The sequence below is a fragment of the Planktothrix sp. FACHB-1355 genome, assembly GCF_014748295.1.
GTDB lineage: Bacteria > Cyanobacteriota > Cyanobacteriia > Cyanobacteriales > Aerosakkonemataceae > Aerosakkonema > Aerosakkonema funiforme_A.
The window spans coordinates 1-2149 of sequence record NZ_JACJUP010001153.1 but is presented as its reverse complement, the minus strand read 5'-3'; the positions used below and the strand labels follow the sequence as shown (position 1 = coordinate 2149).

2 protein-coding genes are annotated in these 2149 nt (G+C 42.1%); one reads left to right on the top strand and one right to left on the bottom strand.

Annotated elements, in window-relative coordinates; genetic code table 11:
* Nucleotides 1-1320: serine/threonine-protein kinase (locus H6S82_RS30155; protein WP_191057241.1), on the bottom strand; the 1320-nt coding region annotated here is incomplete at its 3' end.
* 276 nt (nt 1321-1596) lie between these two features.
* Here H6S82_RS30155 and H6S82_RS30150 point away from each other — a divergent pair.
* Entirely contained in the window at nt 1597-1902 is a 306-nt protein-coding gene (locus H6S82_RS30150; RefSeq protein WP_190473575.1) for a type II toxin-antitoxin system Phd/YefM family antitoxin, read from the top strand.
* Nucleotides 1903-2149 lie beyond the last annotated feature (247 nt).

The window sequence follows — 2149 nt, the reverse complement described above, 5'->3', positions numbered from 1 at the left end:
CGCTCTTCCGATCTCAACCCTCCCGAATCGGGAGATGCCCACCTCCGGGAGATGCCCCTGTGGGGCATTTAGGGAAAAGGTGATGTCACTTATATATTTCCAACCTTTCTCTTTCACATACCATCCCACTTTCTCGCCAAACTTCTTGTAAGTTTCGTAATCGTACTTACCGGGTTTTCCCCCGACGCTTTCCCAGATGCGCTTCTGCACCGAAAAGCCAAAGCGCCCATTACTGTATTTTACCCAAAGTCGGTCAATAGTACGCAAATCAGTGCAAGGAAATTTTTCGATATCAGGAAAATCCAGCCTACCTTCCTTTTCCCTTCCCGCCACCTTCAACATCACCCTCCCCGTTTCCTCATCCGCCTCTTTCCAGTTTCCCGCTTTCAATAAATCCCGCAATTTCCGATAATCTACCCCTTTATCCGAACTTAAATCATCCGCCTCAATTTCACTCAATAACTTCAACCAACTTTGCACCGTTTGAGGACGATTTTCTGGTAACAATTCCATTCCCCAAACAATAGCATCATGCAATTCATCGCTCAAACTCGGTACAATCTGCTTTATTGGTTTTAAAGGCGCATTAATTGCCCTAAATACAGCAGAAGTTGGCAACGTACCCGTCACCAAATGATAAAGCGTTGCCGCTAAAGCATAAACATCCGTATAATCTTTTGGTTCTGCTAATGTAGGATCGAATTGTTCTGGCGCTCCATAACAGATAGTACCACCGATGGTATGAGTTGAATGAGTTGCAGTGAAATCTCGCGCAATGCCAAAATCAATTAACACTGCTTCCGAATTACTAGCGCGTAAAATGATATTACTCGGTTTGACATCTCGATGCAGCAAACCTTCGCCATGTATCGCCGTCAAAGCATTACCAATTTGCTGAATATAGCGCAAAGCTTCTGCTTCAGGTATTGCACCTCGCCTTTCCACCAATTTTTCTAAATTTGTTCCCTCGATATATTCCATCAAAATACAGTTGAGGGAAATGGACTCAGGTTTTGAACCCCAGGAAAATATTCGATTCCCGGAATTATTTACGGTCAGATTTTCTTGCAGTAACTTATAAACTTTAACGATATGAGGATGATTTTTGAATTGCGCCAACCGTAGCGCCTCATTCATAAAATCTTCATGCAGTTTAGCAAAATTCGGTTCGGCAATTGCCTTATCGTTGAGAGTTTTCAGGGCGAATTGTCGCCCATTTTCATCTCTGACGCGATAGGTGATGCCAAAACCCCCTTGTCCCAAGGTTTGCCGGATGGTGTACTTCCCATCTTTTAATGTATCCCCTCTGTTCCAAGCCATTGCGCGTAAGGTTGAGACTGATAGGTTTAATTATCGCATAAACTCAGAAACCCGGTTTCTCTAAGAAACCGGGTTTCTCTAAGAACTCAGAAACCCGGTTTCTCTAAGAAACCGGGTTTCTATGCCTACCCGCAGTTAGAAACCCGGTTTTTTGGAAAAACCGGGTTTCTGGAACAGCATCCAATGCTTACCGATTCCCCTCGATCGCAGCCAGTATCTTGGCAAAAAGTTAAATCAAGTTCTATAATAAACGTACATAATTCTGTACATTAACTGATGCTTTCTTACAAAATAACATCTCCAACAGATGCCAAAAATGACTTGTTTAAGTTGTTAGATCTGGTAGTAGAAAATCATCAGGTCTATATCATTAACCGTCCTGAAGGCGAAAATGTAGCTTTAATCGCTGAGTCAGATTTGCTAAGTTTGGTTGAGACGGTTTACCTTTTGCGATCGCCTGCAAATGCGCGTCGGTTAATGGATGCGATCGAAGAATCAAAAACAGGAAAGATCGAACCGCAAACTATCGCAGAACTTGAACAGAAGTTGGGGATTGACAAAGAAGAAAAAAAAGAAAGCTGAACTTACCCCAGTGTTAGCACTCCCGTTGGAAAATCTACTACTAAACGTCGAGTTTTTAACCACTGCAAACCTATAATTATTTCAGGAATTCCTTTTCCCTTCAATCATATACTGCCGCAAGTTCCTGTTTCATTCAAACGACGGATAATAACTTCTTCTTTGGGAAGATTTTCAAGAAGTTTTTGGATCGCAACTAATTCATCTTCTTCAATAAAATAGTCTCCACTATTGGGATCTATAACGATGT